Origin of the sequence: Vibrio sp. 1CM2L, assembly GCF_023161695.1 — a bacterium.
Classification (GTDB): Bacteria; Pseudomonadota; Gammaproteobacteria; order Enterobacterales; family Vibrionaceae; genus Vibrio; species Vibrio coralliirubri.
Genome location: NZ_JALNTT010000004.1, coordinates 404813 through 428090, shown reverse-complemented (window position 1 = coordinate 428090; position 23278 = coordinate 404813). Strand labels below are relative to the sequence as shown.

Annotated in this window: 21 protein-coding genes; 6 read left to right on the top strand and 15 right to left on the bottom strand. The window is 42.8% G+C overall.

The genetic code is table 11. From position 1 onward, the window contains the following. Positions 1 to 7: 7 nt before the first annotated feature. The 6 genes from MSG34_RS16710 to MSG34_RS16685 all read right to left on the bottom strand — a co-directional run bounded on the left by MSG34_RS16710 (position 8) and on the right by MSG34_RS16685 (position 4445). The gene (locus MSG34_RS16710) at positions 8 to 433 is read right to left on the bottom strand and encodes a bifunctional diaminohydroxyphosphoribosylaminopyrimidine deaminase/5-amino-6-(5-phosphoribosylamino)uracil reductase RibD (RefSeq protein WP_248338635.1); all 426 of its coding nucleotides are present in this window, start codon (positions 431 to 433) and stop codon (positions 8 to 10) included. Between the two features lie 155 nt (positions 434 to 588). Next, on the bottom strand, positions 589 to 1143 hold the full coding sequence (locus MSG34_RS16705) for a nucleotidyltransferase family protein (protein ID WP_248338633.1): 555 nt from the start codon (positions 1141 to 1143) through the stop codon (positions 589 to 591). Next, positions 1143 to 1430: an antibiotic biosynthesis monooxygenase gene (locus tag MSG34_RS16700; RefSeq protein ID WP_248338631.1), complete on the bottom strand. Its 288-nt coding sequence runs from the start codon at positions 1428 to 1430 to the stop codon at positions 1143 to 1145. Before MSG34_RS16700 ends, MSG34_RS16705 begins: the two co-directional genes overlap by 1 nt. Positions 1431 to 2365: 935 nt before the next feature. Continuing rightward, a complete protein-coding gene (locus MSG34_RS16695; RefSeq protein WP_248338629.1) occupies positions 2366 to 3223 on the bottom strand; it encodes a hypothetical protein in 858 nt (285 codons plus the stop codon). Next, positions 3223 to 4077, bottom strand: a complete 855-nt coding sequence (locus tag MSG34_RS16690; RefSeq protein WP_248338626.1) for an ABC transporter ATP-binding protein — start codon at positions 4075 to 4077, stop codon at positions 3223 to 3225. The genes MSG34_RS16695 and MSG34_RS16690 overlap by 1 nt, the downstream gene beginning before the upstream one ends. Further along, positions 4074 to 4445: a GntR family transcriptional regulator gene (locus MSG34_RS16685; RefSeq protein ID WP_017060587.1), complete on the bottom strand. Its 372-nt coding sequence runs from the start codon at positions 4443 to 4445 to the stop codon at positions 4074 to 4076. Before MSG34_RS16685 ends, MSG34_RS16690 begins: the two co-directional genes overlap by 4 nt. Positions 4446 to 4604: 159 nt before the next feature. Between MSG34_RS16685 and MSG34_RS16680 the strand changes: the two genes are divergently transcribed. Continuing rightward, positions 4605 to 7184 (top strand): EAL domain-containing protein, encoded by a 2580-nt coding sequence (locus MSG34_RS16680; protein ID WP_193842129.1) that lies wholly within the window; start codon positions 4605 to 4607, stop codon positions 7182 to 7184. A 25-nt stretch (positions 7185 to 7209) separates the two neighbouring features. On the opposite strand, the gene MSG34_RS16675 is transcribed toward MSG34_RS16680, so the two are convergent. The 4 genes from MSG34_RS16675 to MSG34_RS16660 form a co-directional block, all read right to left on the bottom strand. Beyond that, entirely contained in the window at positions 7210 to 8955 is a 1746-nt protein-coding gene (locus tag MSG34_RS16675; RefSeq protein WP_193842128.1) for an EAL domain-containing protein, read from the bottom strand. Between the two features lie 835 nt (positions 8956 to 9790). Further along, positions 9791 to 10270 (bottom strand): type II secretion system protein, encoded by a 480-nt coding sequence (locus tag MSG34_RS16670; protein WP_017060589.1) that lies wholly within the window; start codon positions 10268 to 10270, stop codon positions 9791 to 9793. A 250-nt stretch (positions 10271 to 10520) separates the two neighbouring features. Further along, a complete protein-coding gene (locus MSG34_RS16665) occupies positions 10521 to 12476 on the bottom strand; it encodes an EAL domain-containing protein (protein ID WP_193842127.1) in 1956 nt (651 codons plus the stop codon). Positions 12477 to 12660: 184 nt separating this feature from the next. Further along, on the bottom strand, positions 12661 to 13218 hold the full coding sequence (locus tag MSG34_RS16660) for a hypothetical protein (RefSeq protein ID WP_193842126.1): 558 nt from the start codon (positions 13216 to 13218) through the stop codon (positions 12661 to 12663). Between the two features lie 532 nt (positions 13219 to 13750). Between MSG34_RS16660 and MSG34_RS16655 the strand changes: the two genes are divergently transcribed. Together MSG34_RS16655 and MSG34_RS16650 are read left to right on the top strand one after the other, a co-directional pair. After that, complete coding sequence (locus MSG34_RS16655) at positions 13751 to 14440, top strand: response regulator transcription factor (protein ID WP_048617038.1); 690 nt, start codon at positions 13751 to 13753, stop codon at positions 14438 to 14440. Then, on the top strand, positions 14433 to 15782 hold the full coding sequence (locus MSG34_RS16650; protein WP_248338624.1) for a HAMP domain-containing sensor histidine kinase: 1350 nt from the start codon (positions 14433 to 14435) through the stop codon (positions 15780 to 15782). Before MSG34_RS16655 ends, MSG34_RS16650 begins: the two co-directional genes overlap by 8 nt. A 159-nt stretch (positions 15783 to 15941) precedes the next feature. Here the strand turns inward: MSG34_RS16650 and MSG34_RS16645 are convergent, their stop codons facing one another. Further along, positions 15942 to 16478 (bottom strand): GNAT family protein, encoded by a 537-nt coding sequence (locus tag MSG34_RS16645; protein ID WP_193842124.1) that lies wholly within the window; start codon positions 16476 to 16478, stop codon positions 15942 to 15944. Between the two features lie 226 nt (positions 16479 to 16704). Here MSG34_RS16645 and MSG34_RS16640 point away from each other — a divergent pair, with 226 nt between their 5' ends. Beyond that, positions 16705 to 17970: an HD-GYP domain-containing protein gene (locus tag MSG34_RS16640; protein ID WP_048608967.1), complete on the top strand. Its 1266-nt coding sequence runs from the start codon at positions 16705 to 16707 to the stop codon at positions 17968 to 17970. A 134-nt stretch (positions 17971 to 18104) separates the two neighbouring features. Here the strand turns inward: MSG34_RS16640 and MSG34_RS16635 are convergent, their stop codons facing one another. The 4 genes from MSG34_RS16635 to MSG34_RS16620 form a co-directional block, all read right to left on the bottom strand. Next, positions 18105 to 18554: a PTS sugar transporter subunit IIA gene (locus MSG34_RS16635; RefSeq protein ID WP_193842123.1), complete on the bottom strand. Its 450-nt coding sequence runs from the start codon at positions 18552 to 18554 to the stop codon at positions 18105 to 18107. Continuing rightward, positions 18551 to 19807, bottom strand: a complete 1257-nt coding sequence (locus tag MSG34_RS16630) for a PTS ascorbate transporter subunit IIC (protein ID WP_048608964.1) — start codon at positions 19805 to 19807, stop codon at positions 18551 to 18553. Before MSG34_RS16630 ends, MSG34_RS16635 begins: the two co-directional genes overlap by 4 nt. A gap of 10 nt (positions 19808 to 19817) precedes the next feature. Beyond that, positions 19818 to 20087 (bottom strand): PTS sugar transporter subunit IIB, encoded by a 270-nt coding sequence (locus tag MSG34_RS16625; RefSeq protein WP_017064872.1) that lies wholly within the window; start codon positions 20085 to 20087, stop codon positions 19818 to 19820. Between the two features lie 284 nt (positions 20088 to 20371). Continuing rightward, positions 20372 to 20848 (bottom strand): hypothetical protein, encoded by a 477-nt coding sequence (locus tag MSG34_RS16620; RefSeq protein WP_048609093.1) that lies wholly within the window; start codon positions 20846 to 20848, stop codon positions 20372 to 20374. Between the two features lie 613 nt (positions 20849 to 21461). On the opposite strand from MSG34_RS16620, the gene MSG34_RS16615 reads away from it, so the two are divergent. Both MSG34_RS16615 and MSG34_RS16610 read left to right on the top strand, forming a co-directional pair. After that, positions 21462 to 22670, top strand: coding sequence for a NupC/NupG family nucleoside CNT transporter (locus tag MSG34_RS16615; protein WP_017060598.1), 1209 nt, complete (start codon positions 21462 to 21464; stop codon positions 22668 to 22670). A 301-nt stretch (positions 22671 to 22971) separates the two neighbouring features. Beyond that, positions 22972 to 23241, top strand: a complete 270-nt coding sequence (locus MSG34_RS16610) for a hypothetical protein (protein WP_248338622.1) — start codon at positions 22972 to 22974, stop codon at positions 23239 to 23241. Positions 23242 to 23278 lie beyond the last annotated feature (37 nt).

Sequence of the window (23278 nt, the reverse complement as noted above, 5' to 3'; positions counted from 1 at the left end):
TTAAGATCTAGGACTTACCAAGGTAAGGGCTTAAAAAGGCGCTCACTTGCGCTTGGCATAACCCCACATCAACCTTCACGCCGTGCGATTCAAGGATCGCAACACCACGACCATTATTACGAGGGTCTGGGTCTAGCATCGCCACGACTACGTGTTTTACACCTGCTTTAACCAATGTATTGGCGCAAGCGGGTGTTCTGCCGACAAATGAACATGGCTCTAAAGTTACATAAGCGGTAACCCCTTCCATTTCGTCGTCATAGCTATTCAGTGCTTCAACCTCGGCGTGGTTACCGCCGACCTTCTGTGTATACCCAACAGATACCACCTTATCGTCTTTCACCAAAACACACCCTACTGGCGGGTTTGGTTGGCAATCAGGTAAGGCTTGGCGCGAAGCTTCGAGTGCTTGCAGCATGTATTGTTGGTTCATGGTCGTTACTCAGTATGACGAGAGAGCGTAGCAGCTAGTCGCCACGCGTGGTTGGTGAGTTGGTTAATTACTAACTTAATAAGCTAATAAGTGGGGCATGTTCGATCTGATTGGGTTTTTAGTCAATGGTTTTAGCGTTTGAATTCGACAGCTGGTTAATTGTGACTCATCGCTAACTTGGGCCACTGGGTTAGCCAACCTTTGGATTGCACTCTTTGATCAAAGATATCTCGGCTACGCTTTGGATTGGGTGTGATTTGCAAATCAAACAAACTCTCTAAGCCAAAGGCAGAAATACACTCGATGTTTCCATGGAGGCTTTGTTTTACGGCGACGGCGGTTTCTTTCTCTGGCCAATAACTCATCGCATCCAATGAGCCTTGGTAAGGTTCATCCCCATTTCTGGTGTGCATGCAGGCTTGATTGCGAACTTGCCAATTCAGTTCGGGTAACCGTTGTTTAAGCAGAGCCTCGTATTTAAGATCCGATTCGTAAGAGGTATCCATGGGATCAAAGTAGATCACATCAATATCATTGAGTGGGGTCGGGGAGGCATAACCATGCAGGTGATCCCAAACGAGGTTTCTCACAAAGCCCGCAGCGACGTAACACTGCGGTAAATTCAACTGAGCGACACGGTCTAAAACCTTCATTCGTAAGGGATCTTGTTTGATCAACGTGGCGATGCGCTTGGCTAGCGGATGTATCATTATGATGTCGGAACATCAGTGACTTGGTAATGACGTGTCACGTTCTGGGAGATTTCACCCCATTCAGACACTTTTACTCGCTGTTGGTGGATTTCGAATGCTTCTCGGCTAGTGAATTCTTCATACACTTCAAAGCGATTAGGTTGAAGCGTGCTTTGACTGACTCGAAAGACGATACAACCAGGTTCTTCTAGTGTCAGTTCTTTGTGCACAGCTAAGGCTTGTGTGACGGCTTCTAGATCGTTGTCTGGCACTAGAATATGCCCTTGCAGAATTACTTTACTCATAATTACGTCCATTTAATTACGCCTATTTAATTTTGTCCATTACGGCTTTTTTCTATCAAAAGCTCTATCCGTTACAAACATAATCCCATTTTGATGTTGTGACGTATAGGCTAATGTGGCGATTATTTGCTCACACTGAATGTATTTATAGTTACACCGTAACTTTAAGGGCGATGTAATCAATAAATGATAAGACACTGGAACTAAATCCGCGTTGGTCCGGTCTATTAAATTAGTATCATTGAACTGTATTGATACTGAAATGAATTTGTCATCTGAGAGAACTAACCTTAATTTTGAACAGCGGCTCATAGGATTGAATTGAGCCATAGTTGATATCTAGGTCATACTTTGATGTAAATGGTACTCAAAACTCTATATATTTTGTGATTTGTATCATTGATCTGGGCATCAAACACCGTTAGATTCGAATGGTTGGCAATAAAAATAGCTCATGAAGAGCAGTTAAAGAAAAGGAAATATCCCTTATGAAAAAAATGAGAAGAGCACAGCTTCATCGCGTTCGTATCCAATACTGGAAAGACACGTCTAAAGAAGCATCAAAGAAATAAGCTTTAAATCGTAAAGCTTTAAAAGCTGAAAAGCTTAATCAAATGTAAAACGCAACAAACTGATTTCATTAGCACTCTCAAGGACCTTCATCTGGTCGGCGACTAACGAAATCATCCCCAAAGAGCTGGCAGGCATGAACAACAATGCAATTTAATGTCAGCTCATTAATACCCCCTCTAAGTTTATCTTGGTTTGTTAAACCCGTTACCCCAAACTAAAGCCTGTTCCTTGTTCCTTGGTTTCGTATCCCTGTATTCGTTAAAGTTCTGATAATAAAAAAGCTCCCGATTTCTCAGAAGCTTTGATTTAGATTTTGGTACCTGATGTGACTGCCCGATAAAGGCCCGTGCTTAGGATAGACTCTAGCGTTGGAACAGCGTCTTTAAGCTCACATCGTCCGTTCTATTTAGTTTTAGGCTCAGCAGATAACCGCCAACGCCAATCAGTACGTAAAGACTTAACGATAAAATCGGCGCTTCAGCAATCGCGCTGAATGGGTTGCTTGCTGTCAGTACCTTCATTGGCAGTGATGCGATGAGAGATAGGAAATCGTTGATGCCATAGAAGCCAAATACCGCGACAGAGAGGAACTTAATCGCATAGCTTGAGATAAAAATGACAAGCAATGGAGAGTTCACCAACTGCGAAATCGCTAGGGTCACGGTTGCCAGTGGTAGTAAAACCAGTGCAACTAACAACATTCTCCCAAAGAACACGAGCCAGTTGCTCAGCACGTACAGTAGGGATTGCTGCTCAACTAGTAGCGCCAGTTGCTGCTCGCTAGAGACGTTCAATATCCAGAATAGGAAATCGGCGAACAGCACGAGCAACGCACAGATTGCGGGAATAACCACTAAACCGAAGCCGAGTTTCACACCGTGAGTCATTGCGTTTGATACCGGCATACTTCTCCAAAACATCGAACTACCTTCTTGGCGCTCTTTACGCAGCGTTTTAGGGATGTAAAGCGTCGATAGGATCAGTGAAATAAGACCCGCGCCAAAGTAGATCACTGAATTGAGGTCTTGTGCGAACTCTCTGTGGATGTCGCTCACGTCACCGTTCACTTGCATTTCGAAGAAAAACTCATGCTTCGCTGCGCCATTGAAGAACAGACTAACGAACAGTAAGAAACCACACAACGCGACAAACAGAGGCAATCGAGTGTTAATTTTGTGCTCGATGAGTTCTTTTTCTAGCATGTAAAAACTTGGATGCATTATGCCTTCTCCGTCTGTGTTGCAAGGAATAGATCTGCGAGACCAACGTTATAGATGTTACCCAGTGATTCAACCTGCGCTTTGTATTGGCCTTCTAATAACCACTTAGTGGTGCCTAGGCCGGATTGTGAGGTCAGTGGGTTGAGCTTCTGTATCTCGCTTGAATGGTTGTTTGCGACTTCGATAATGAAATAGTCGTTTTCGATGTCTTCCATGCTCTTTTGCAGCACACAATGGCCTTGTTTTAAAATCAGAACATCCGTTAATAAGTGTTCAATCTCTGAAACCTCATGGCTTGCAATGATCATGGCGCGTTCGCCGTCGTGGAACCACTCAAGTAGATGGCGATAAAAAGTATCGCGGTACAGCAAATCTAGGCCAAGTGTAGGCTCATCTAAGATCAACACTTGAGTGTCAGTCGCGATGATGATCGCAAGGTGAAGTTGTACCTTCATTCCCTTAGAAAGTTGCTTGATAGTCGAAGAGAGCTTGATGTTGGTGCTGCTTAGCGTCTGCTCTGCTTTTTGTGTATTGAAGCTAGGGTGTACACCTTGGGTGTATCGAAGCAGTTGCTTAACGGTCATCCACTCGGGTAACACGTTAACATCTGAGATGTACGACAAGTGCAGCATGAGTTCTGCATGCTGGTGGATAGGGTGGTAGCCGTTAACTTCAATTTCACCTTGATAGTTGTGTCCACCAAGCAGTGATTTGATTAGTGTCGATTTCCCTGCGCCATTATGGCCCAGCAGTCCAAGCACTTGCCCCGGTTTTAACTCAAAGCTGATGTTCTCGACACCCACTTGATTTGAATAGGTTTTGGTTACGTTTTTCACGGAAAGTAAAGTACTCATGACTTGTCCTTTATATGTTGTGCTAGTTGTTTCACGAGTTCTTCGACACTCATATCAATGATGCTTAGCGTCTCAGCGATAGCTGGGATCTGTGTGTTGATGAATGATTGGTGTGCAGACTCTTTCAATTTTTGAAGTGCCCCTTCGGCCACATACATGCCTTGGCCGCGTTTTTTTTCTACCAAGCCTTCATCCACCAGTAACTGGTAGCTTTTCATGACAGTAAGGTGGTTGATCTTGAGATCGGCGGCAACCGCACGCACAGAGGGCAGTGCTTGTAGCTCTAGCCAAACACCCTGAAGAATTTGGTCACTGATCTTGGCGGCAAGCTGCCTAAAGATCGGCTGGTCGTCTTTCCATTCGGTCATAATTAAAACTGCATGGTGATATACATGTGTATAACACTAACCTTTTTTACAAGATAGACAAGCTTTTTCTATAAATTATCTGAATGTTAACTTTTATGGTTGGATGTTCAGTAAAATAATGAGATTATATGGAATCCTGTTCTGTAGTGTTGAGTTTGTATGTTGCACATTAATGATAAAAAGTTGGTCTGGTTTACTAAATATTTGCCGATCACCATCATCATCTTTTCTGCAATCGTCTTGAATGTGGCGATGTTTACGAGCGTAGACCAGAAGGTCAAGGCATTGGTAGATCTCATCAGAACAGACTACATCTCCGCCCAAAAGAACTCTATTGAGACGCAAGTTCTTCAAGTGTCGCAACAGATAAAGCACACTCAACGTCTTGTCGAAATCGAGGTGAAAAAGCGTATTACCCGTCGGTTAGATAGAGCCTATACCGCCGCACAGAATATCTACTCCTCGAATCAACACCTGCCGGAAGAAGAGCTTAAGTTACTCATTCTTAACGAGATCAGAAAGCTGAGCTACGCGGACAAAAAAGACTACATTTACGCCTACGATATGCAAGGCACAGTGCTGGTTCATCCTCGCGATCCTGAGTTAGAAAATACCAATCAACTTGAAACGACTGATAGTCGTGGTGTGGCGGTCATCAAACAACAAATAGCGCTTCTTAAACAGAATAATGGGGCTTATTCCCGCTATTTTGTGCCTCGCCCTGGCTTTGATGGGCAAGATTTTGAAAAGCCACACATCGACAATACGCACTTCGAAAAACTCAGCTACATTCGTCGGTTCGAACCCTTTGATTGGTATTTCGGTACTGGCATTTCTCTCGATGATGTTAAACGAGTCAGTTACCAAAGAATTCTTGAGATATTGTCGAAGGTAACGGTCGGTGATAATGGATACTTGTTCGTTTTTGAACAGAATGGTGACAGCCTACTTCATGCACACCAAATTCATACCGGGCAAGATCTTAATGTTTACGACGACCTTGGAAACAACTTCAAGCAAGACGTGTTAGCGCAAGCTGAGTCGGGTGGGTTTGTTGACTACATCACCGTTGATAAACAGGGTTTCATTGGTCCTAAGAGTAGCTACGTAAAAAAGGTCGGAGATTGGGATTGGATAGTGGGTACAGGCGTGTACTTGAACAATATTAATGCTTCCATTGAACACAGAAAAAACCAGCTACTCTTGGACTCACGTAATGAGTTTGGACTGATTCTTATATTAAGTGTGCTGGCGACCTTACTCTGTATTTTTATCAGTGCTCTGGTTAGTCGAAGGATATCGCTGCGCTTTGATCAAATGGAGCAGAGGATTTCTGACGACTTCAATCGAATCCAAAATAGCCGCCGCCGTCTACAACATATGGCAAGACATGACTCTCTGACCGCGCTCCCTAATCGCTCTGAGCTTGAACTGCAAGTAAGTCGAGCTATCGCTCATTCGAAATTGGAAGGCAAATTGGTGGCGTTGGTGTTCGTTGACTTAGATAACTTTAAACGCATCAATGACCAATATGGCCATGCGAGTGGAGATGAACTCCTTAAACAGATAGGTTTGCGATTTGAGCGAATTTTAGGGGCTAACGATATTGTTTCACGTTTCGGAGGCGATGAGTTTGTCTTCTGCCTACCGGGTATTCACGACCTTGTGGAAGCGGAGCAGAAAGTCCAACAAATCCAAGATGTCTTCAAACCCTTATTTAATATTCATGGTGCTTCGGTCTCGACACAGTGCTCGGCCGGCGTGTCGATGTACCCCTATGATGGAACAGAGGTAGAGGAACTGCTAACCAAAGCCGATATTGTGTTGTACAAGGCCAAGGAGCTGAATAAAGGCGATGCGATCTTCTATGATGATGTGATCAATCAGAAAGTGAAGTACGGATTTTCAGTCGAAGAACAGCTTAAAACGGCATTAGAGAAGGGTGAGTTCAGCGTGCTTTACCAACCTCAAGTGGATTCCCATACCGAGCAGCTAAAAGGCGTTGAGGCACTGTGTCGTTGGCATAATAGCTTGCTTGGCTTTGTGTCTCCGTTGGATTTTATTCCCGCAGCAGAGCGAATCGGCAAGATTCATGAGATTGGTGAGTTTGTATTAAGGAAAGCGTGTGAAGATACCTTACGTTTGATGTCAAACGGTCCTGAGGCGGTCTGTGTTTCCGTGAACGTGTCACCTAAACAAGTGTTTGAGTTAGGGTTCGACGATAAAGTCATCCGCCTCATTGAAGAAGTCGGCATCGACCCTTGCCGAGTTACGCTAGAACTGACCGAAAACATCCTCATCAAAGACCTGCATATTGTCGAGCCAATATTGAAAAGGCTAAGAGAATATGGATTTGGCATCTCGCTTGATGACTTTGGTACAGGCTTTTCATCACTGAATTACCTAAATACTTTGCCGATCACCGAGATAAAGATAGACCGCTCTTTCATTGGCAAGCTGAATTCCAGCCAACACAGTGAAACCTTGGTGAAAGCCATTATTGATATTGGTGCATCGTGCCAGATGAAGGTCGTGGCTGAAGGGGTTGAAACCCCAGAACAGATGGCGAAGCTACAGCAATACCATTGTGATTTACTACAAGGTTATTACTTTGATAAGCCGCTTTCTGCCCAAGGGTTGATTGACGCCTACTTTCCTGTAGAGCCTGAAGCTTGTGTGAGAGCGACCATTAGCCCTGCACGACACACACTAGACTCAGCAGAACCCGTTGTTGCTTGAACCTCAGGAAATGATATTGGCTAGGCTATGCGTCGGTTGTACTTTGAGGCCTGCTATACAGGTAACCTTGATGTAAGTTGTAGCCCAACTGACACAAGATATATTGCTGCCTACGCGTCTCGACACCTTCATAAATCATTGTGATATTTGATAGGCGTCCAATCTCCGAGATATTAAGTAATACACCCTGATGGTGTTCTCCTGACTCGATATCCTTAACAAAGCAGCGATCCAGTTTTAGATAGGTAGGAGAGATGACATTGATGATTTCGATGTTGTTATTACCCGTGCCAAAGTCATCTAGAGCGATGGTGATACCAAGCTTTTTGATATCCTTAATGTTATCGATAACCTCACATCCATAGCCAATGTTCGAATATTCAGTGATCTCGACAACAAATTCATTCGCTTCCATCGCGGCTAGATGCTCTCTGAGCCTTGCGAAGTTTGACCCTACCAAAGCACTTGGGCACACGTTGACACCATAGATCTCATGGCTGTTATTTAACTTCGCTTTTCTTACTGTCTCGATGAGTAAGATAGTATGAAAGGTGAGTAAATTGGTGCGTCTCATGGTGTTGATAAAGCTTAAAACGCCAACGTTACGCACACGAGATAACAACTCGTAATAGAGAACGCTGTTGTCTTCTGTGTTGATGATCGGCTCTTCTTCAAAGGAGATGTGTTTCCAACGAAACAGGTAGATCACAAAGCCCAGAATATAGGAGCGATAAAGCAGGGTGGCGAGTATCAGAGAAAGTGCAATCCACAGCGCAACTATATCGTCACTGTAGAAGGTGATGGTCGCACCGGTTGGCAGGGATGTTTGATAGATAGATTTACTCTCTTCGCCAAGGTTTAGGATGTAGTAACCATTTTTTTTGATGGAGATAGAATCGACTAACAGAGGCAATAGTGAGTTCTTGTATCGAGCTTCGATAGAGCGTTTAGATATTCGAACAATCATCTCGATGTCATGCTCGGTATCTATGAAGCGCGAATAGGCAAAATCAGCGCTATCGTAGAAGTCGTCTACCTGATCGAGCTCTATCATCTTAGAGCGTGTTTTAGAGATATAACAGGAGCCATAAGGTGTGGTCATGACGACAGAATCAAGGTTGAGCGAGTGCCTTAGCGAGTGTACTGCCCCGTGGCTATCGCAACCGTAGTCCATGACTTCCGCTGCAATATGTTTGGTGTTCTCACTGTATTCATTCGCAATCTTCGTCGTATAAAGGATTTGGAAAAAGTAGACAACGAATAGGAAAAAGGAAGAGATGGTGAACACGGCTATCAGAGCCTTGATCAGCTCTCGATGATACGTGTTGAACATCAGTTTCAACATCTCGAACTGGCTGGGCTTGAACTGGTTGATGTCGTACTTAGGTGCGATACGATTGGTTGAGCTTTTATCGAGATCGATAAAGTAACCTACCTTATAAAGGTTAGAGATAAGTTCGCTATTATTATCTACCTTCGCTTTTTTGCATAAGCTTCGATATTTCTTTCTTATAGAAGCAATAATGTTTTTTAACGCGTATAAGCTAAACTCTTCGTCAAAGTGTAATTTAAAAGATTCTTCAACATCTCGTGCAGATTGAGGGTTTGATATTGACGAGTGTTCAATAAGGTATTTGAAAACAAAACTCTCTTTACTATTAAGAGTTTCCTCTGATATCTTATTACTGTTTCTTTTTATGTATATTTTTTCTTCATTGTAGATTAGTTGCAAGCTCTCATTATTGTTATTTATATTGAAAGAACAGTGCATAGCTCAACTCCTAAGCGATAGTTATTATATTTGTGTGATGGATATGTGATGGCTGGGATTTTCATTCAACACAAGAGTTCGATCTAAATAATATAACCAAAATGTCACCATTTTCTCTCAAGATGTTGATACTAATCGCAGAATTTGGGCTTTAATGAAAGGTTATGGAGATGTTCACCCAAAAGTTGAATTTATAAATGAAAGCCAATGATTTACAAGGGGTAAAGGGGATTTATCCATTTGTTTTGGTATTTATCCATTTCACAGCTTCTACGCGGTAGGTTTAGCGACTGAATTTAGAGGTTTCTAATGTAGCTTCTGGTGGTATTCATTCAGCTTATCGATGTGTCAGATTTATCAGAATTTTTCAGGATAAAATTAAATTATGTCAATTTATGTGATATTAATATAATTTAATTTTCTTGTTGGTTTGGTAATTGAATTAAATTGGTCAATGATAGAATTAATTATATTTGTTGAATAATTGACTTTAACTTATTCTGTCACATATTTTAAATGATGAAGATTTAAGTTGGGATATTTAAAATAGGGAAAGGATGATGTTTATCATGAGTCGTTGATTAAAGGATTTTAATGGGACTATTATTGACATATATGTCAAATACGTACCCATGTAAATATTCATCGGCTAGTGATGAAAATAAGATATGAATGAGGTTGGTGTTATACCATGAGCACTGCCTAAAAGTGTAAGCAGTAACAAGTTAGATCAATTAGTGTTATTTTTGAGCAAATGTTAGCGTAACCATATGATATTCAAAGATCTGTTGCGGTGGCTTTGTGTTAACTATGAAAGCGTGCAATCGTTGAGTATTTAACATGCACCATCAAGCACCACGATTTGTGGTTCTTTTTCTGGCTGGTAAAGCACCTGACAAAAGTCTCCTTCTGGCGAATAGGTGTAGTTTTCGGTGTCGAAAGAGATGGCGGCTACTCTTTCTGCATTGCTGCCAGAGTCTACTTCTTTGTTGATGACATGAAGCTCTGTTGCGTCGATATTGAGCAGTCTTCTTAGCGAATCAACATAGGCGATTGGATAGCCGTGGCAGACGTAGTAGGTCTCAATCTCCGTCTTTTCAACATAGTTGCACTCATCCTCAACGCCAGCAATTGCTGACTTCGCGTAGATCATATCGATACCCGTGCGAAGGTTACCAGCCACATCGTGTATTTTACTCGCACGAGCACTTCCTTGAACGTCTAAGAACTTGACCATAGCTGTCGCCGAAACGATCGCTAAAATTAATACAGAGATGATGAGTTCTAAGAGGGTGAAGCCGTTTTGTCTGTTCATGGTTACCGATTATTTGATCTGCTAAAGGGACGGAATGAGGGTAATCTAAATACTAAAGTCATTACAGTTAGTGGGTATAATGGTTTGGTGTTTTATTGTGTGAATTTCTAAGTAATTTTCTTTATAAACAACAGCTTAATTATTTCCTCTTGTTGTTAAACGCTATGTAAGCATACGTAAGCGTACACACCGACAGCAGCCGATTGTTTACGAAACATTAAAACGACTTAATTTATTGATAAATAAGTCTTTAATTGTAGGGTTGTCGACCACTCAAAAACTGACTTTCGACTTCATTTGAGGGAATTGGCTTACTAAATAAAAAACCCTGAAGATACTCGTATCCACAATCGATTAAGAACGCTTTTTGCGTTTCGGTTTCGACACCTTCAGCAACCACTTTCAACCCCAATTTTTCACAGATAGCATGGGTGGCTTGGACAATCGCTTTGCTCCCTTTGTGTGAACCGTGGACGAAGCTTTTATCGAGTTTCACGGTGCTAATCGGTAAGTCATGCAACATCGACAGTGACGAGTAGCCTGTGCCAAAGTCATCAAGATGAAGCTCTACGCCCAATTTAGAAATATCACTTAACGCTTGTCTGACTTCACCATGTTTGAAGATCATGGAAGATTCGGTGATTTCAAGGGCGATGCTTTGAGGTTGGATATTGTAGAAGTTCAACATTGCTAATAGCTGCTCGGCAAAGGTGGCGTGCATCTGAATACTCGAAATATTGATACTCATCATCAACTCACTATCAAACTCACGTTGCCATATAGATAGCTGTTTGAGTGCAGAGTTAAGAACCCATTTGCCGAGCGGTACAATCTGTCCTGTCTCCTCCGCTAAGCTAATAAACTCATCAGGGCCTATGTTACCTAGTTCTTTGTCTGACCATCGAAGCAAGGCTTCAAACCCTTTCACCTTGTCGCTGTTGGTGTTCATGATCGGTTGGTAGTGAAGGTTGAGATCGTCGTTTTCGATGGCACGTGCCAGTCGATGGCGGATCTCTACTTTGCGATGCAGGGTTTGTGCTAAGTCTGGGGTAAACGTTTGGAAGCGGTTTCGACCATTCGCTTTTGCAAGATGCATCGCCATACCCGCTTGTTTTAGCAATGTTTCTTGGTCAACCGCATTATCAGGGAAATGTGCGGTACCTATGCTACAACCGACAGACAAACTGCCGATTCCTCTGATATGGAAACTTCGGTTTAAGGCATCAATGATGCGAGAGCAGAGTAGTGGGATATTTTGATTTCGGCAGGTGTGGGCAATAACAATGAATTCGTCGCCACCAAATCGCCCGATCATGCATTTCTCATCAACCAACTGTTTAAGGCGTTCACCAACCTGTTTGAGTAGTTGGTCTCCGACAGTGTGCCCATAAGTGTCATTAACTAATTTGAAGCCATCAAGGTCGACAAACATCAATTCGAACGGTGAGCGATAGGCAATGCTGGTTTCTAGAAGGTTGGTGATCCCACGGCGATTATAAAGCTCCGTTAAACAGTCGTGTTCTGCGTTGTATCTGGCTTTTATCAGTTTCTCTTTTTGCTTTGTTGTACAGGTTAGGTTTAACAACAGTTCGCTTTTATCAAAGAGCCACTTTCCTTGCACATCAAAATGGTGTGTCTTGCCATCTATTTCGCAGCTGACTTCTTCTAATATCTCTCGGCCTTTACGCACGGTAAACAGCCATTGTGCTGCTGTCTCTTCACTTGAAACGAAGTCGGATAGGGTGCTAAACGGTGAGCCGTAGTTGTGAAAAAATGCGGAGTTAGCACTCACTACGCTTCCCGACTTATTAAACAGAAGGGAGAGGTTTGCACCATCAGAGCAAGCGAGATCGTGCCTTAAACTGCCTTCTTCAGCGACGACTTGTACCAACATACCCGTTCGACCGTCGTGCAGTGGGATCCCAGAAAACAGACACAATGCACGCTTCGAAATGTAGTTGGGAGTGAAGTTCCACCATGTCTTGATGCTTTCGTTGCGTAGAAATTGCCTTTGGTACTCTTCCAATGTCGCTTCGATTGCTTTTGACATCTCGACACTAAAGTCGCGTGATGTCAGCTCAAATAGAGATTCAGACTCCCACAGAGGCAGGGCGCTGCTGTTTGCCCAAGTTATTCTCTTATTATCAATGTCATATATCCAAATTGGACACTGGAGATGCTCGAAAGGTTGATAACTGGTCATCATATTGAACTCGGTGAACTGATATTTTTGTCGAACAGCGACCACCGAAATCGTGTGTTCGGTCGTCGCGTATCAAATTGAATTCTGGCCTTTAATCGCTGTTAAGAAGCTGTTTTAAAGAACAGGAAAGAGCTTAAGAACAATAAAGAACTTAAGCACAGCAAAGTGCCACAGAAGAAACAGCGTGTTAAAGGTTCAGTGAGCGGATGATTTTGTTCACTTTACCTTCAGGGGTAATTTCGACGACATAGCCTTTCTTATCATCAAAAATCTCTCCGTCGATGAAGTGCCAACCATTTGGTTGTTGGATGATCTCTTTAGGAAAGTTCTCATCAAACATAGAGTGGTTTGGATAGACCGTTTCGATAGCTTCAAATAATAGCTGTGCTTCATCTTGATTGGTCACCACGAAGTCTTCTTTCAGGCACATCGTCAATTCAGGTAGAGGTTGAGTGGTGAAGGGTTCTGTCATCGAGCCCAATACACCGTTATGTGCGTAAAAGCGGTATGAGCCAGAACTGCTCTCGCTTCCGTCTGGTGACTTAATGTAAGGTGTTGCACTGTAGAACTCACAGTTGAAGACCATCTTTTGAATAATGCTGCTTTGTGGCGTGACCTGAATGTCTATCCAAGAACTGACTTGCGCTTGAATTTGGTTCACCATTTCTTGTTTATTGGTGTCTGCCATGACTGGTGTTGAAACTAAAGCGGTGGCGGTCAGTAACAGTGAAAGCGTTTTATTCATCTTAAAATGGGCCCTGTGGAAGTGATTATTGCGTAATATTGAATCTATTCATTAATGGAGTGAATGTTACTTTAAGAAGGTATTGCTTAACAGGACCTATCTCTCGGTGAAAAATGGAAAGCTCTGAACTTGGGTCTAGGTAATCGATTACCTTTACTTACAAGTCTATTTGTTTGAATTTTTAATCTAGTAAAGTTGAAATTTACAGTGCTATTAACTGTTATGTTATTGGTGTATGGGTGGTTGGTTTGATTGGGTTTTGTAAACACCTCAAATGTAAGTGCGCGTAAGAAAATAAAGCAAATGTAAGCGGGTGGTAGGCGATGAAAACACAGCAAATAATGTGTACTAAAGGAGGTAACCTTGATAAACCAAGGCGCACCGGTTGTTGCTTCTCTATTTTGTAAACGTGTATGTACAAAAGTGATTACTATGTTTTGCGTACGGTAAATGTAGGGCTCTGATTCCAATATTGATGATCTATGACCAGTATATATACTGCCCTCGCTTTTAATAAATACTGGTGATAGGAATGTCGAAAACCAAAGTGCTCATTGTTGAAGATGACCAAGAGATAGCTCGTTTAACGACGCTTTACCTCGAAGCCGAAGGTTACAATGTTAGCGTTGTTCATGAAGGGAACTTGGCACTTGAAGCGATTCGCAGTATTGAACCTGATTTAGTGCTGTTGGACTTGATGCTCCCAGGGATGAGCGGCGCGCAGATTTGCCGTCAAGCTCGTGAGTTCTACAATGGAATGATTTTAGTGCTAACGGCCTCTGCTGATGAAATGAGTGAGGTCAGCTTATTTAAGTTTGGCGCGGACGATTACGTTGCCAAGCCGATTCGTGGCCATGCCTTGTTAGCGCGAATTGAAGCGTTATTGCGTCGAGCTGCTCCCGTAACAACTGCGCAAGAAACTACGGCTGAAAAACAGTGCGATATTGTAATCAACAGCTCTGCTCAAAGTGCCACGCTCTATGGCCAAAACCTCAAGCTTACTTCTGCTGAATTTGAAATCTTAAACCTTCTAGTTAATAACATCTGTCAGGTCGTGACTCGAGACCAGTGCTGTCAGCTATTTAGAGGGATAGATTACGCATTTAACGATCGCTCAATTGATATGCGCGTGTCTGGGTTACGCCGAAAGCTGCGCATTCACGCAAAAGACAAACAGTTGATTCGTACGGTTCGCAACAAGGGGTACATGCTGGTTGCGTAAGTTCATTGCTACGAAGCTTCGCTCGGTTTCGATGTTTGCTCGCTTATACCTTGGGATTGTGACTGGGATGTCGGCAACGATATTTTTGTTCTTGAACCTTGGTGAGGGGCACATGCGACGCACCGAGATCGAAACCTTCCTCAATGATGGCATCTACTTTGCGGAGCAGTATGTTCGTCAACACAATCAAGAAAACTCACTCTATAAAGAGCTCGATAGAACAGGCTACCAACAATTTTATATCTTCAATTTACGCCTGTTGGAGAATTGGTCGGGCGAGGCGCCTTGCCAACAATGTGAGTTATACACAACCTTAAACGGTGTGCCGATATATCTAAGTGATGACAACCTTTATTCGGCCGTGTTTCAGCTGCCAAACTCTAAATTTAGTTTTGGCTTCAGTGAGGTAGGGGACTTCTTCTCTCCTGACATTGAATGGTATGAAGACTCAGAACGACACTTTTTGTTAGGGCTGTTATTGGCTGTAATCGTGGCGATTGGAGCAAGTGTTTACTTACCTGTGAGGCGTTTTCAAGAAAGAATAGAGTTGCTCGTCGAGAAGCAGAAGCAGTTTGGTAAGGGCAAGCTTAGTACTCGATCTGACATGGACGACATCCATCCTGTTTCTGATTTAGCCAGCAGTTTTAACTTCATGGCTGAAGAGATTGAGAGCAAAGTAAAACAAAGTCATATCTTCGCTCAAGCTATCCCACACGAAGTACGAACTCCGTTAAGTCGTATTCAACTGGCGACCGATATTCTAAGAAGAGGAGCCCCCGATAATCATCAGGTTCTTTTCGATGACATTGATACCTACATTGAGGATATCAACGAACTCACGTCAGAAATCATCATGCTGTCGAAGTTGAATGTCATGGATAACTCTTTCTTTGAACTCGTTAAAGTGACCTCCGATCTTCGTGAGTATTGCCTAGACCGAATTCGTTACTCGAAACTAGACAATGCCACCTTTGAATCTAAGGTACAGCTAGAGTGCAAGATTAAGTGTGATTGCTCAATGGCACGCTTGGTGTTCGATAACGTGCTAAAGAATGCGGGTAATTACACGAAAGACAAAGTGTGGATGACGTTAGATGAGAACTCAGAAAACTGGCTGGTGGTGATTGAAGACAATGGTTCTGGAATACCGGAGAATAAGCGTGATGAGGTATTCCTTCCGTTCTCTCGATTAGATTCAAGCAGAGCGTCGACCACCGGTGGATTGGGGTTAGGCCTCGCGATTGCTCTATCGGCGGCTAAAAAGCTTTCTTGGGATATCAAAATTGACGACAGCAACTTTGGTGGCGCCAAGTTCAGTATCGTGATTCCTAAAATCGCATAAGCTGTAGCTTTAAGAGCTCTTCAGGCTCGTAAAATAACAAAGCCACGGACTAATACCGTGGCTTTTTCATATTCCGATTTACAAGCGAGTGACTTCTTAGTTACTACTGCTTAGAGCTTAGAGCTTAGAGCTTAGAGCTTAGAGCTTAGAGCTTAGAGCTTAGAGCTTAGAGCGATGAAGGCCATAAATAGCGTGGTCAACGATGCGACCATTCAAGTTCTCGTTACGCGTGATGATACCTTCTAACGTGAAATGTAAGCGCTCACAAACCTTACGGCTGCTTTGGTTACCGGTTGCGGCTGATATCTCTACCTTTTCCATATCTAACTCATTGAAAGCAATATCAACCAGCTTTTGGACAACGCGCGTAACAATCCCCTTTCCTTGGTATGTCTCAGATAACCAATAACCTATCGTCACCTTTTGCTTATCATGGTCAATGGTATTGAAACTACAGTTACCGACGACCTTGTCTTGATACACGATCGCACAAGTCATGCTTTTCCCTTCCGCATAATCGTGTAGCGAGCGTTGGATGAAGATCCTAAAGTCTTGCTCGGTTTTACAATGTGGCGGCCACACGAGCCATTGGCTTAGGTACTCATTCTGACTTTGTGAGATTTCCGCGTAGTGAGAAGCGAAGCTCTCTTCAACCAATGCGATGGAGAGTTCGTTGTCGATAACCGTTTTAAACATGTCTTTCCTTTTCTTATGGCTGCTTATTTAAGCGAATCTTAGTCGGCAGGCTATAATGTCGCATGATTTTTAATATGCAACCATTTGTAGCACGGATTTTTCGTGATACGTTAGTTCTATCACGAAACTCATTAAACCTTACAATAGTTGTGTATATAATCATTAGCTATGCATTAGTATTAGCGCCCTAAATATATAAAAACTATAAAAATGCTAGGCTTAAATAATGAATCAACATTGCCAGGACGTGACCGTGGACCTAAGAAAGGCTCTATTCGGTATTGCTAAGGCGCTTGATAACGTCGGTTTCGAAAGTAAAAATCATGGACAGAGAGTGGGCTACATCGCGTATCGATGTGCTCTGAGTGTGGGGTGGGAAGAAGAGCAAGCGCAACTCGCGTTTTCGTTAGGCTTGATTCACGACTGTGGTGTCTCGCAAATTGATGAACAGCTCAGCTTAACGTCTGGGTTTGTACCCGACTCAAGCTATCACCATTGTCAAAAGGGCTACCAAATATTAAAAGAGTGCCCAGTTCTTTCTATATTCGCTAAGCCGGTTCTTTATCATCATACTCCGTGGTCTGAGCTAAAGGCTATTCATATCAGTGAGTTAGAAAAAGAGCTAGCTGCCATCGTGATGCTTGCCGATAGGGTCGATTATCTATACGGCATAACCTCTTCTGATCGTTATGGAAACCTAACACCCGATGGCAAAGCGAGCATCATTGAACGTTTGACTGAACAAGCGGATGAGATGTTCGAAACTAACCTTGTGCAACACATGTGTGAGTTGGTCGATCTGGATGATTTTTGGTTTTCTATGGAGATCCCTTACATCGAAAACATGAGGGATAATTTTGAGCCTGTACCATTCTTCTCTCAGCAGATGTCGTTGGATGAGACGGTGGCCTTTGCCGAATTTATTGCCAACGTTGTTGATACCAAAAGTTCGTTTACCTTTAAGCACTCTTTGAAGGTTGGGCAGCTTTCAGAATACCTCGCCAAACAGCTGGGTTATTCCTACACCACTCAGCGTAAACTCTATCTGGCTGGGTTGGTTCATGATATCGGTAAACTGCAAACTCCTAATGACATTCTGCATAAGCCGGATTTACTTACTGAAGAAGAGTATTGCTGTATTAAACGCCATGCAACGGACACTCGATTCGCACTGCAGGAGTTGTTCAGTTCACCTCAGGTTTGTCAGTGGGCATCTAATCATCATGAGAGATTGGATGGTTCGGGTTACCCAATGGGCAAAACGGCGGAAGAGCTGGATCAACCCAGTCGAATTGTTGCTGTGGTGGATGTGTTTCAGGCGCTAACTCAGTCTCGCCCTTATCGTGCAGGTATGACGTTAGAAGAAACACTCGCTATTTTGACGGACCACGTTGATAACTTTAAGTTGGATCGAGAAGTGTTTGAGTGCCTTAATAAACACGCGCAATATTGCTTTGAATTATCGACAGATAAACGAATGTACGCGTTTTAGTGCAAGTGAGTCCTTTTGAGGTGTGATGCCTTCACTCATATTCGATGAGATATGACCAAGCACCAGAAACAGAAAAGCGATAGCCGAGGCTATCGCTTTTTTAATGGGGGCTTATCAGGATCTTTATATCGAGATTAGTATCGTTTTAAGATCTCGATAATCGCTTGCTCAGTTTCCGCTGCGATGATGGCATCAATGTCATCATCATTTTGGAACAACTCTGATAGCGCCATAATCGTATGGATGTGGCTATCTGAGTCCATCGCCGCCAGAGTAATCGAAAGGTAAACGTCACCGTTGTCTTCTGACTCTAAATCAACACCCTTCTTGAATACCGTTACTTGCAGTGATGCTTCGTTAACACCATCTTCAGGGCGAGCATGAGGCATCGCAATCTTTGGTGCTAGAACATAGTACGCGCCAATGTCCTTATGCTTTTGCTTGATAGCTTCAACATAGCTTGCTTCGATTTTGTTGTTCGCTAGCAGTGTTGAACAAGTCACATCAATCGCCGCATCAACCGTTAGGTTTTCGTCAGAGTTGATGATAACGCCTTGGTTACCAATTAAATCAAATAAGCTCATGAAACAATCCACCCTAGGATAAGACCAACAACACCGAAGTCGAAGTCAGCAAACGTTGTCGCTTCAAGACCAAGGCCACCCAGTACTGGAAGCAGTAGCATTGGTAGGAAAGAGATACACAGACCTTGCGTGAACGAACCAAGAATTGCACCGCGTAGACCGCCTGTCGCATTACCGTAAACGCCTGCTGCACCACCTACGAAGAAGTGTGGAACGACGCCAGCTACAATGATTGTCCAGCCAAGCGCGCCTTGAACTGCCATTGCTAGTAGGCCAGCAGCGAAAGAACAAAGGAAACCGATAAGTACCGCGTTTGGTGCTACAGGGAATACCATAGGGCAGTCTAGAGCAGGTTTTGCACCCGGTACGAGTTTGTCAGAGATACCTTTGAATGCAGGAACGATTTCAGCAATCAGCATCTTCACACCTTGCAGTACGATGTAAACACCACCGGCAAACACAAGAGACTGCATGAAGGTGAATACTACCCAGTTCTGACCGTTTGATACTGTTTCAACAAAGTCACCGCCAGCAACTATTGAAGCAAACATAAAGAAGATAGCCATTGTTGTTGCTACAGCAACGGGTGTATCACGCAGGAACATTAAGCTCTTAGGTACGTTGATGTCTTCTGTTGATTTGGAAGTGTCACCAAACTTGCTACCAATGTAACCCGATACTAAGTATGAGAACGTTGAGAAGTGACCCATCGCCAGTTGATCTGTACCCATCACTTTCTCTGTGTATTTTTGAGCAAGTGCAGGCATGATAACCATCAGTGAACCCACAATGATCGAGCCGATTGCAACTAGAGCAGTGCCTTCGATGTTAGCTGTAGACAGGATTACCGCTACCAGCATAGACATGAACATTGTGTGGTGACCCGTTAAGAAAATATATTTTAAAGGAGTAATACGAGCCAATAAAATATTCACAACGAATGCGAAGAACATAATTAGAGCCATTTCATAACCGAATGCTTCTTGTGCTAGTGCAACAATTGCTTCGTTATTTGGAATAACACCACTTACGCCGAATGCTTCAGTAAATACAACTGAGAAGTTATTTAGTGCGCCAACAAGAGCGCCAGCACCAAAACCTAAAATTAGGAAACCCATTACGGTTTTAATTGTGCCTTTTAGAATGGTAGAAACATCTGCTTTTTGTGCAACCAGGCCAATAAAAGCAATTAAACCTACCATGATCGCCGGCTCTTTTAATAAGCCGAGCATGAACTCGAAAAAGTTTTGCATAATTTTGACCTTACATGAAAGTTTTTAGTTGTTCTTCAATAGATGCTTTGTCAAAAATATTTTTAAGGCTGATGATGTTCTCTTTACCAGCGTCTTTTAGTTGGTTTGCAACGTCTGTTGCTGCAACCCAAATATCCGCATTGCTTGATGCTGCAGATGATAGATCTTCGTGATCAACTTCTGCTTCGAAACCGATTTTTTTAGCGACTTCTTTTACTGCCATTTCCATCATTAGAGAAGTACCAAGGCCGTTACCGCAAACTACAAGAATCTTTTTCATAATATTTGTCTCAATTGGATTTTAGGGGTTGAGAAACTTCGTTCTCTTATTGTGTGAGAGCATAGTAATGGAAATATTCAGATTTCAATAAGATCTCCATCACAAAGCTAAAATGATATTGTGATGGAGATCTCGTTAATTTGTAGTAAAGATCCAGAGTGAGACTTTGATCAAATTTAACTTTTCACTCGAATATGCAACGTATTTTATTGAGAAAGGCGGGCTTAATTAATTTTTATATCAGAATATAAATCTATAGAGGCTTTATTGTAGAAAACAGAGAATTAATCGTATCGACCGTAGTCAGTAAGCATTTTCTTAAGCATGCTATTAACGTCTTTGGTCTTTTTATTTCTTTTAGTCAGTTGGCTAAGAGAGGTTGGTTTTGGCGAGGCAACATTTTCACTGTCGACTTCTTCAGTTTTATCTTTCATTTTCTGTACGGCAGGCAATAACATTCTAATTTCTTCGTTATTGGCATTGGTCAGTACCACAATATTTTCAGATTCAACTTGGGTTATGGTTAATATCCCGTGTTTAACCGATTCAACCTTTTCACCAATCATAATTGATTCAGGCGCAACAGAACGATCGGTGAGTTGACCTGTACGTAATTTCGCCGCACTAATAGCGCGGATATTTCCGGTATTTTCAAACGCGACAATAACAGTATAGGTATTATAATATTCAACTACTGTCACATAGCCGTGTCTATTTGTTTTGAATCTAGCTCCATTGTTCATGTCGTGCGGAGCTTCCATTTTCTTCACGTGTTTCCTCTCTTAGTCTCGATGGCTGTTATATCTAATCAGCTCTATTGGTATTTTATAGATAATTATTTGGTGAGATCACATAAAGTATATACGCATCTAAACTTAAGATGAATCTTGAAGTCTCGGGAAATGAGGCAGAGCACAGAAAAGCAGTAAGAATCACACAGAATTAACCGAGTGATTACGCTCACACACTTAAAGACTTAACATTACAAATTCAACTCCCTACAGATTGTTTACAGTTTTGAAGCACGAAAACGACGATAAACAATACGTTTTGGCTAATCCTTGACCGCGCGATCGTTTGCGTCAAAAAATGTGATGAAAGTCTCATTTAACTGTTTATACTTCTCTTCCGGTTTTAAGCCGGTGCTTAGCCAATACAAGCCGTCACATGGATATGTGAATGACCCCACGGACCGGACCAGCTACGTTCCACTGCTTGTATAAGGTGATTTTTTACATGAACAACTCGTTGTTACATTCGCTAACCCTGTTAGCTCCTTCATCGCGTAGCGTTTTGCTTGCGGTTCTTTGTCCTGTTCCTTTGATGTCATTTGCTTGGCTCATGTTCACTCTTTAAGGATTACTAGGACACATTATGAATATTCTATTTGGTTTTGTCGGTGTTCTTGCACTGATTGCTTGCGCGTACCTGTTATCTGAAAGTCGTTCTTCAATTAACTGGAAAACGGTCTCTCGTGCACTATTACTTCAAATCGGTTTTGCAGCCTTAGTCTTGTATTTCCCATGGGGACAATTGGCGCTAACTAGCCTAAGTAATGGTGTTTCTAGCCTGCTTGGTTTTGCAGACGTTGGTATCGCATTCCTTTTCGGTGACCTTGCTACTGAAGGCTTCATTTTCGCGGTTCGCGTGCTTCCAATCATTATCTTCTTCAGTGCTTTGATTTCTGCGCTTTATTACTTAGGCGTCATGCAAAAAGTGATTCAAATCTTGGGCGGAGCGGTGCAAAAACTGCTAGGTACAAGTAAAGCTGAATCTCTGGTTGCTACAGGTAATATCTTCCTTTCTCAGGGTGAGTCTCCTCTTCTTATTCGTCCCTTTTTAAAGTCTATGACTCGTTCGGAACTGTTTGCTGTAATGGCAGGTGGTATGGCGTCGGTAGCGGGTAGTGTACTTGGTGGTTATGCTGGCCTTGGTGTTGAGCTTAAATACCTTATCGCTGCAAGCTTTATGGCGGCTCCGGGCAGCCTGTTAATGGCGAAGATCATCGTTCCTGAGCGCAGCACACCAAGTGATTACGACCACATTGAGCTCGATAAAGCTGACCAAAGCAACGTGATTGATGCATTGGCAAGCGGTGCGATGAACGGTATGAAGGTTGCGGTAGCGGTTGGTACTATGTTGGTTGCCTTCGTGAGTGTGATTGCGATGGTCAACACTGGCCTAGAAAGCCTAGGTGAAACGTTTGGTTTTGCGGGCATTACGTTGCAAGCTATCTTCGGTTACCTGTTCTCGCCACTTGCATGGCTGATCGGTATCCCGAGTGATGAAGTATTGATGGCAGGCTCTTACATAGGTCAGAAGATCGTTATGAACGAGTTTGTTGCTTTCATCGACTTCGTTGAGAACAAAGCGCTACTTTCTGAACACAGCCAAGTAATAGTGACTTTTGCTCTATGTGGCTTTGCTAACATTGGTTCTATCGCGATTCAGTTAGGTTCAATCGGTGTTATGGCACCAGAGCGCCGTGCTGAAGTTGCAAACTTAGGTTTGAAAGCGGTAGCTGCTGGTACGCTAGCAAACCTAATGAGTGCATGTTTAGCGGGTATTTTTATCCTGCTTTAAGCTAGATTCAGTTAAAGCGGACACTTTGCTTACGGAGTTAACGTAAGGAGGGTGTCCGCTTTTTTGTGCCTGTTAATCAGGCGAAATCAGGTTTTGGCCGTCTACTGTGATTTGTCTATAGTGAGTAAAAGCTCACTCGGAAGAGTAATAGAGCCAGTTCCTTTTATCCGATATACTTGAATATCATCAGGTTGCGATTAATAACATTCGGCTTCGATTGAGAATATTCGGTTTCGACTAAGCATATCCGCTTTCGACTAAGAACAATGGCAACCAAGCTAAATTAATCAAGGGTCTCTCCATGAACATTCGCGTTCTCATCGGTCTTATTGTTACCTTCATTGGCTTGTTTGCGATGGTTTACCTAATTGCTGGCGGCGCTCAGTTTCCTATCTACCAGTGGCCAAAAGAGGCTTATCTCGGTTTGGTGTTCAGCGTCGTGTGGGGGGCTGGTGTCGCAGCGTCTGTAGCGTATTTATTCTCGGCATTGGTGTTTGTCACTGTCGCCGTAGTTTGCTATGCGATCGGTTATAAAATCGGCGGGCTCTTTTCTTCAAGTTCTAAAGTTTAATCTTATCAAGGTGTGCTGATGTTCATTGAAGTAGGGC

What these genes read in the sequence shown, in the direction of transcription:
- MSG34_RS16710 (WP_248338635.1), bottom strand. Translation starts at nt 433, where the DNA reads ATGAACCAACAATACATGCTGCAAGCACTCGAAGCTTCGCGCCAAGCC.
- MSG34_RS16705 (WP_248338633.1), bottom strand. Translation starts at nt 1,143, where the DNA reads ATGATACATCCGCTAGCCAAGCGCATCGCCACGTTGATCAAACAAGAT.
- MSG34_RS16700 (WP_248338631.1), bottom strand. Translation starts at nt 1,430, where the DNA reads ATGAGTAAAGTAATTCTGCAAGGGCATATTCTAGTGCCAGACAACGAT.
- MSG34_RS16695 (WP_248338629.1), bottom strand. Translation starts at nt 3,223, where the DNA reads ATGCATCCAAGTTTTTACATGCTAGAAAAAGAACTCATCGAGCACAAA.
- MSG34_RS16690 (WP_248338626.1), bottom strand. Translation starts at nt 4,077, where the DNA reads ATGAGTACTTTACTTTCCGTGAAAAACGTAACCAAAACCTATTCAAAT.
- MSG34_RS16685 (WP_017060587.1), bottom strand. Translation starts at nt 4,445, where the DNA reads ATGACCGAATGGAAAGACGACCAGCCGATCTTTAGGCAGCTTGCCGCC.
- MSG34_RS16680 (WP_193842129.1), top strand. Translation starts at nt 4,605, where the DNA reads ATGTTGCACATTAATGATAAAAAGTTGGTCTGGTTTACTAAATATTTG.
- MSG34_RS16675 (WP_193842128.1), bottom strand. Translation starts at nt 8,955, where the DNA reads ATGCACTGTTCTTTCAATATAAATAACAATAATGAGAGCTTGCAACTA.
- MSG34_RS16670 (WP_017060589.1), bottom strand. Translation starts at nt 10,270, where the DNA reads ATGAACAGACAAAACGGCTTCACCCTCTTAGAACTCATCATCTCTGTA.
- MSG34_RS16665 (WP_193842127.1), bottom strand. Translation starts at nt 12,476, where the DNA reads ATGATGACCAGTTATCAACCTTTCGAGCATCTCCAGTGTCCAATTTGG.
- MSG34_RS16660 (WP_193842126.1), bottom strand. Translation starts at nt 13,218, where the DNA reads ATGAATAAAACGCTTTCACTGTTACTGACCGCCACCGCTTTAGTTTCA.
- MSG34_RS16655 (WP_048617038.1), top strand. Translation starts at nt 13,751, where the DNA reads ATGTCGAAAACCAAAGTGCTCATTGTTGAAGATGACCAAGAGATAGCT.
- MSG34_RS16645 (WP_193842124.1), bottom strand. Translation starts at nt 16,478, where the DNA reads ATGTTTAAAACGGTTATCGACAACGAACTCTCCATCGCATTGGTTGAA.
- MSG34_RS16640 (WP_048608967.1), top strand. Translation starts at nt 16,705, where the DNA reads ATGAATCAACATTGCCAGGACGTGACCGTGGACCTAAGAAAGGCTCTA.
- MSG34_RS16635 (WP_193842123.1), bottom strand. Translation starts at nt 18,554, where the DNA reads ATGAGCTTATTTGATTTAATTGGTAACCAAGGCGTTATCATCAACTCT.
- MSG34_RS16630 (WP_048608964.1), bottom strand. Translation starts at nt 19,807, where the DNA reads ATGCAAAACTTTTTCGAGTTCATGCTCGGCTTATTAAAAGAGCCGGCG.
- MSG34_RS16625 (WP_017064872.1), bottom strand. Translation starts at nt 20,087, where the DNA reads ATGAAAAAGATTCTTGTAGTTTGCGGTAACGGCCTTGGTACTTCTCTA.
- MSG34_RS16620 (WP_048609093.1), bottom strand. Translation starts at nt 20,848, where the DNA reads ATGGAAGCTCCGCACGACATGAACAATGGAGCTAGATTCAAAACAAAT.
- MSG34_RS16615 (WP_017060598.1), top strand. Translation starts at nt 21,462, where the DNA reads ATGAATATTCTATTTGGTTTTGTCGGTGTTCTTGCACTGATTGCTTGC.
- MSG34_RS16610 (WP_248338622.1), top strand. Translation starts at nt 22,972, where the DNA reads ATGAACATTCGCGTTCTCATCGGTCTTATTGTTACCTTCATTGGCTTG.